Here is a 5733-nt window from a genome sequence, read left to right as displayed (position 1 = left end):
GTCTTGGGGTTGTCGGTGAAAATGCCGTCTATGTCGCTGAACAGAATGAGCAAATCGGCGTTCCACAGAATCGCCGTCAGCGCGCTCAGGTTGTCGTTGTCGCCGATTCGGATTTCGTCGAACGTAACCGAATCGTTCTCGTTTATGACCGGCACCACGCCTTCATCGAGCAGCGTAAACAGCGTGTTCCGCATATTGAGCGTCCGGTGATCGTCCTGAAAGTCCTCCTTCGTGAACAGAAGCTGCCCGATATGAATGCCGCAGCGGCTGAACGCGCTCCGCCACTTGTCCATAAGCTCCACCTGCCCGATAGCGCACAGCGCCTGCCGGTAGTGAATGTCCGTTTTGCGCGACCAGCGGTCGAGCGTCGAGACCCCCGCCACCTGCGCCCCCGACGACACGAGCGCGAGCTGCTTGCCCGCGCCCATAAGCGCCCCGCACTGGCAGGCAAAGCCGTTCATAAAGTCTATATCTATCGTGCCGTCCTTGCGCGCCAGCGTGTTCGAGCCGATTTTAATGACGATTTTCCGCGCGGCGGCGACCGCGTCCTGTATCGCAGACGAGTTCATGCCGCGCAGTATAGCGCGCACGCTTGCGGTGTGGAATAGCACACCGCAAGCGTGCGTCCGAGTTCCTTGAGGGAACTGCCACAAGCCTTCGGCTTGCTACCGAGTTTTCTGAAAAAACTCGCGGCGTAGATAAAGCCTCCTTTTTCCGCTTTCCGCCCTTCGGCAAACCCTGCGTCCGGGCGTAAAAAAGGCGAGGAAACGTTTCCGCCTCCCCGCCTTTCGGTAAATTCGCTTAATAAGCAACTTTATGGCTACCGCCCGCATATCGTTCGGTAGCCACAGCAAACGTCAGCGCCGACTGGGATTTCTCCAGACGGAGAACGAAACAGCGGAGCGTAAACCGTATGCTATGTGCTGGGCTTTTTGCGTTCATCGTAATCCGCAAAATTTTTCAATACTCCTTTCAGAGTCATTATTAATTGGTCATACTCCTGAAAATCATATTCCGTGTTGTAACGATACCGGATACCTAAAACACGATACTTTTCAGATAAATCCGGTATTATATTTTTTAAACCGTCCTTAAAAACATTATCAAACTGTCCGTTCCGTTCAAATATCTCAACTGAATAGCCACTAGCAGAAACATTAATATCAATAGTAACGTTGTGTTGTTCGTCACCGTCTAAATAATAATCCTGAAATACAGCGATATAACACAAATAGTTACCCTCTTCAAAAGCATCCCAACACCATGTTTTTTTGAACGATTTGTTATCGTCTTTCAAATCTGCCAATATACGATCAGCGGTGTTGCGAAATTCTTTTCTCAATTTTCCAGCCTCGATGACAATTTGTGATATTTTATCACTGTTGTTATCAATCCGAGCAATTTTTACAAATTCATCGTTCATATATAAGCCTCCGTTAAAGCTTTCAATATTCTCGACATACTCGTTAAGCAGAAAGAAATACCTGTGTCCAAGACTGCTCAATAATTTAGCATAATTTTTGCGTAATGCAAACGCAAAATCTGAATATAATATATTCACATATTTTTCACATTTCGGGACTTTGTTTTTCGATAAAACAATAAATACCATTTCTTTATGTTCATTTGCAGCCAGTTCCTGTAAATATTCACAATAATCATTCACTGGATTGTATAGCGGAGCGTTGATTTTGTTTTCTATACCGATTATATACCTATCGGTATTTATTAAAATATCAATTTTTTTATTGTTTTTTGTTTGTGCTTCTCGATAAATGGTAATATATTTTGATGCATCATATTTATTTGAAATGCAACTCAGCAATGATTGCAACACAGTCGGATATTTAAGAAAGTATTCTAAGACATTGCTGCTGACATTTTCATAATGAGGGAAGCGAGCAATTTGAAAAATATTTGGTTCTTTTTCCTCGTATTCAGCAAGAGCATATTGTTCCAAAAAGTCCTGTATTTCTTCCATTGTTACACCCTAATACCAGTTTTATTTTTTTGGCAACTGCTTCAAAAACAACATGTCTCCTAAAGTTCTGTGTGTCCGCTCGACTGTCTGGTATAGAACAGCGAATTAGTATCCAATACTTATCCTAAACATATATTGAAATCAAGATTCAACCCACTCGTGTTCGCCGCCTTTTCCGCATCTTCCTACGAGAGGGTGACTTGAAGAAGATTGTCCAGCGCCGCATTTTATACATTTCCAGCGATGCGGTTGCCCGTCTTCAACAACCCATTCGTGCCCGCCGCCCTTCCCACATTTTCCTACAAGAGGATGACTTGATGCAGTCGTTCCAGTACCGCATTTGATACACTTATATCTTGTATTCGCCATGATTTTCCTCCATATTAACCGTCTTTTGCGCAAATATGCTGACCGATTTTATATATATTAGCCGCCGTGCAATAAAATGTCAAGCGGAATACGCGCGCCTTTCAAACATATTTTCGGTGTCTCGCGCGCGGTGTTCTCCCCGCGCGCGTCCGCAAGGATACGTGCCCGAATAGGGCGGATATGCCTCCGGGTCGCGTAAAATCCTGCCCGCAATTTATAAATTATGACACAGGATTTTCAAATTATGCCTCGCAATTTGAAAATTATACGCCATAATTTGAAAATTATGAGACAGGATTTGAAAATTATACCCCATAATTTGGAAATTATGCGCTGGGATTTGTAAATTATGAGACGCAATTTGAAAATTATGCGCTGGGGGTTACAAATTATGCGTCATACTTTATAAATTACGACCCATATTCGTCCTGCGGCGGGGAGCGAAAAAGGAGTTTTGCCGCTATAGGCTTTATCTATCCGCCGGGTTTGGGCAAGCATAAGGCACGGGCGGCGCCGCGCTACAATCCTCCCGAAGGGTACAACGCCGCGCACTATAGCAAAGCGCGCGGTGCGCAGCAATCGGCATCAAGTGGAAAGCTTTCCGGTTTGCCCGCGCACGAGGCTGCCGAGCGATTTATGAAGAGCGGAACTGTGAAAATAGACGGGGTACAAATGCACGGCAAAACCTGTGCTTTAGCGCTGCTGCTCCTGTTCCGCATAGCCGCCGCCGGAGCGCAGCGCATAGTTTCCACGTTTGAGCCGCTGAAAAACAATGAGCGACTGGCGTACAACATGAGCGGGGCTAAAGCACATACGCTGAACCTCTACGCACAGGACAGCCGATCGCTCAAAACAACGTGCTTGCTCGGCTCGTGGGACGGCGTTCACGAGTGGGCGAAGTCCAATTTGCAAAAGACCGAAAGGAGTGCTTTTTTCTCAGGGAAACGGCGGAGCAGGGCAGAGAATCGCTGTATAAGTTTGACGGAAATGCGGGAACAGTCGTTCTGTTGCTGGGGAACGCGGCATATAATTTCCGCGTATCTTCCGACGGACGGTTTTTTCTTTTTAATAGTATCTATAGCGGCGGGTGCGTTCGATTTGACAGCCAGTCTCCCGGCAGTTATGAGTTATCGACGGATAGGGGCGTGTTTTTTCTCGTGAATACTGACGACGGAAAGTTGCTTGATGTGTTTGACTGGAAAGTTAAAAAAAAGGACAGCGCTGGCGGTTTTGTCATTCACCGAGACCAAACGGGAATATTCACTATATATTATAGCTGGGAAGGCTCGACTATCGGCGCAATTGCGACGCTTGAACCGCGTACAAGGGCATTCACTGTTCTTTGGGACAAGACTAATAGTAATACGGGGTTGTCGCTTCCAAATCGTACCGATGCGGTATATCAGGACGACGTAGTAAAACAGCCGCGTGACCCCACGCTGCGGCTAAAAGACGAATGAAGGCTTTTTTGTCTACCGAAGCTGGTCGCCGGGGCTTTCCACGGGGCAGAAAAATAGGCATATAAGGTAAAAGAGCAGGGCGAAAGCCCTGTTCTTTTACGCCCGGTACGCCGGTTTATCGAGAGGCGGGGAAAAGAGGCTTGCCTATATGCCTTGCGCCTCTCTGTCTTTCGTCCGCTTTTACCTCTATGCCGCAAACTGTCCGCACGCAGGCTTTGCCTATTTGCCGAATTTTCTGTAGGTACACCTTTATGCCGAGTTCCTTGAAGGAATTCGGACGTTCGGCGAAGCCGAACGCACCCTTCCCGTCGCTTGACATTAAAAAATATTGTAACCATACTGGGCGCACAATGACTGCGAACGAACTGCGCGCAAAGTATACGGATTTTTTCAAGCTGCGCGCGCACGCGGAGATTTCCGGCAAATCGCTGATTCCCGAAAACGACCCGACCGTGCTGTTCACCACCGCGGGAATGCACCCGCTCGTGCCCTACCTTATGGGCGAACCGCACCCCGCCGGAAAGCGGCTCATCGGCTGCCAGAAATGCATTCGCACCGGAGACATTGATTCCGTCGGGGACGCGAGCCACCTCACGTTTTTTGAAATGCTCGGCAACTGGTCGCTCGGCGACTACTTCAAGAAAGAATCCATAGGCTACAGTTACGAATTCCTCACCAAAAGCGAGTGGCTGGGCATACCGCCCGAAAAACTGTCCGTAACGGTGTTTGCCGGAGACGGCAAGGCACCGCGCGACGGCGAATCTGCGACGGTGTGGGAATCATTGGGGTTACCGAAAGAGCGCATTCATTTTTTGCCGCGCGAAGACAACTGGTGGGGACCGGCCGGCGCGACCGGACCCTGCGGACCGGACACCGAAATATTCTATGACGTCGGCGCGCCCGCCTGCGGCTCCGACTGCCGACCCGGGTGCCGCTGCGGAAAATACCTTGAGATTTGGAACAACGTGTTCATGCAATACCGCAAAGGTGCGGACGGCAGCTATGCGCCGCTCGCGCGCCCGTGCGTGGATACCGGAATGGGCGTCGAGCGCACGGTGGCGATACTGCAAGGCAAAAAGTCCGTGTACGACACGGAAGTGTTCCGTCCGGTCATCGGGCGCATTGAGCAAATCACGGGCAAAAGATACGGCGCAAACGCGGAAGACGACCGCTCAATCCGCGTCATCTGCGACCACGTGCGTGCGGCGGTATTCATCATCGGCGACCCGAAAGGCGTGTTGCCGTCGAATGTGGGCGCGGGCTACGTGCTCCGCCGCCTGATTCGCCGCGCGGTGCGCCACGCGCGGAAACTTGGTCTTGCCGACATATTATTCGAGGAATTGACGCAGGGCGTCGTCGGCTTGTACGGACACTATTATCCCGAAATCAGCGAAAAGAAAGATTTTATCGTAGCCGAACTTATGCGCGAAGAGAATAAGTTCCTTGAGACGCTCAAAAAGGGCGAGGCGGAGTTTGAGAAACTCCTGCCGAACCTGCGCAAGAATCCCGCGCGGATGATACCGGGGCGCGTCGCGTTCCGGCTCTACGACACCTTCGGTTTTCCCGTGGAGCTGACCGAGGAGTTTGCGGGCGAAAACGGTCTGACCGTGAACCGCGCCGAATTCGACGAGGCGTACAAAAAGCACCAGGAGACGAGCCGCGCCGGAAGCGAGCAGGCGTTTAGGGGCGGTCTTGCCGACCATTCGGAGATTACGACGAGGTACCACACGGCGACGCACCTGCTGCACAAGGCTTTGAGGCTGGTGCTCGGCGAGCACGTGGCGCAGAAGGGCTCCAACATTACGGCGGAGCGGATGCGCTTCGACTTTTCGCACCCCACCGCGATGACTAAGGAAGAAATCGAGCGGGTCGAGGCGCTCGTCACCGAGCAGATACGGCGGGGTTTGGCCGGTAACGTTCAGG

At 50.4% G+C, this 5733-nt stretch carries 7 protein-coding genes; 4 read left to right on the top strand and 3 right to left on the bottom strand.

Going from position 1 to position 5733, the window contains the following annotated elements; genetic code table 11:
- The coding region (gene proB / locus AWU74_RS03415) for a glutamate 5-kinase (RefSeq protein WP_062327609.1) at positions 1 to 569 on the bottom strand (569 nt) is incomplete at its 3' end.
- 347 nt (positions 570 to 916) lie between these two features.
- Positions 917 to 1981 carry a PD-(D/E)XK nuclease family protein gene (locus AWU74_RS03410; RefSeq protein WP_062327606.1) on the bottom strand — a complete coding sequence of 355 codons (1065 nt, stop codon included), beginning with the start codon at positions 1979 to 1981 and terminating at the stop codon, positions 917 to 919.
- A gap of 200 nt (positions 1982 to 2181) precedes the next feature.
- On the opposite strand from AWU74_RS03410, the gene AWU74_RS12610 reads away from it, so the two are divergent.
- The 3 genes from AWU74_RS12610 to AWU74_RS03400 all read left to right on the top strand — a co-directional run bounded on the left by AWU74_RS12610 (position 2182) and on the right by AWU74_RS03400 (position 3810).
- On the top strand, positions 2182 to 2325 hold the full coding sequence (locus tag AWU74_RS12610) for a hypothetical protein (protein ID WP_238580152.1): 144 nt from the start codon (positions 2182 to 2184) through the stop codon (positions 2323 to 2325).
- A 676-nt stretch (positions 2326 to 3001) separates the two neighbouring features.
- Positions 3002 to 3511: a hypothetical protein gene (locus tag AWU74_RS03405; RefSeq protein ID WP_162504739.1), complete on the top strand. Its 510-nt coding sequence runs from the start codon at positions 3002 to 3004 to the stop codon at positions 3509 to 3511.
- Positions 3508 to 3810, top strand: a complete 303-nt coding sequence (locus tag AWU74_RS03400) for a hypothetical protein (protein WP_162504738.1) — start codon at positions 3508 to 3510, stop codon at positions 3808 to 3810. The genes AWU74_RS03405 and AWU74_RS03400 overlap by 4 nt, the downstream gene beginning before the upstream one ends.
- A 115-nt stretch (positions 3811 to 3925) precedes the next feature.
- Here AWU74_RS03400 and AWU74_RS03395 read toward each other — a convergent pair whose 3' ends face one another.
- On the bottom strand, positions 3926 to 4129 hold the full coding sequence (locus tag AWU74_RS03395) for a hypothetical protein (protein WP_062327599.1): 204 nt from the start codon (positions 4127 to 4129) through the stop codon (positions 3926 to 3928).
- Between the two features lie 31 nt (positions 4130 to 4160).
- Between AWU74_RS03395 and AWU74_RS03390 the strand changes: the two genes are divergently transcribed.
- Positions 4161 to 5733: alanine--tRNA ligase (locus AWU74_RS03390; protein ID WP_062327596.1), on the top strand; the 1573-nt coding region annotated here is incomplete at its 3' end.

The organism is Treponema endosymbiont of Eucomonympha sp., assembly GCF_001028545.1.
The sequence above is the reverse complement of the archived record's forward strand: the minus strand, read 5'-3'. Positions and strand labels throughout refer to the sequence as shown.

What these genes read in the sequence shown, in the direction of transcription:
- AWU74_RS03395 (WP_062327599.1), bottom strand. Translation starts at nt 4,129, where the DNA reads ATGTCAAGCGACGGGAAGGGTGCGTTCGGCTTCGCCGAACGTCCGAAT.
- AWU74_RS03410 (WP_062327606.1), bottom strand. Translation starts at nt 1,981, where the DNA reads ATGGAAGAAATACAGGACTTTTTGGAACAATATGCTCTTGCTGAATAC.